Here is a 656-nt window from a genome sequence, read left to right as displayed (position 1 = left end):
AGCAGCGGCTGCTGCTGGAGACCTCCTGGGAGGTGTTCGAGCGCGCGGGCATCCCGGTGGACGCGCTGCGCGGCAGCGACACCGGCGTCTTCGTCGGCGTCACCACCGCCGACTACGGCCCCCGGATGCACGAGGCCGCCGACGGCGCCGAGGGCTACGTGCTGACCGGCACCACCCCGAGCGTCGCCTCCGGCCGGATCGCGTACAGCTTCGGCCTGGAGGGCCCGGCGATCACCGTCGACACGGCCTGCTCCTCCTCGCTGGTCGCCCTGCACTGGGCCTGCCGGGCGCTGCGCGCCGGGGAGTGCTCGCTGGCGCTCGCCGCCGGGGCGACCGTGCTGGCCACCCCCGGCATGTTCGTGGAGTTCAGCCGCCAGCGCGGCCTCGCCCCGGACGGCCGCTGCAAGCCGTTCGCGGCCGGGGCGGACGGCACGGGCTGGGCGGAGGGCGTGGGCGTGCTGCTGCTGGAACGGCTCTCCGAGGCGCGGCGCAACGGCCACCGGGTGCTGGCGGTGGTGCGCGGCTCGGCGGTCAACCAGGACGGTGCGAGCAACGGTCTGACCGCGCCCAACGGGCCGTCCCAGCGCCGGGTGATCCGCGCGGCGCTGACCGCTGCCGGGCTGACCGCCGACCAGGTCGACGCCGTCGAGGCGCAC

The 656-nt window shown here is 76.7% G+C and carries 1 protein-coding gene; it reads left to right on the top strand.

Going from position 1 to position 656, the window contains the following annotated elements:
• Window positions 1-656 (top strand): beta-ketoacyl synthase N-terminal-like domain-containing protein (locus VM95_RS37870; protein WP_045706103.1); only part of this gene is annotated, 656 nt, incomplete at both ends.

The organism is Streptomyces rubellomurinus (assembly GCF_000961885.1).
GTDB lineage: Bacteria > Actinomycetota > Actinomycetes > Streptomycetales > Streptomycetaceae > Kitasatospora > Kitasatospora rubellomurina.
The sequence above is the reverse complement of the archived record's forward strand: the minus strand, read 5'-3'. Positions and strand labels throughout refer to the sequence as shown.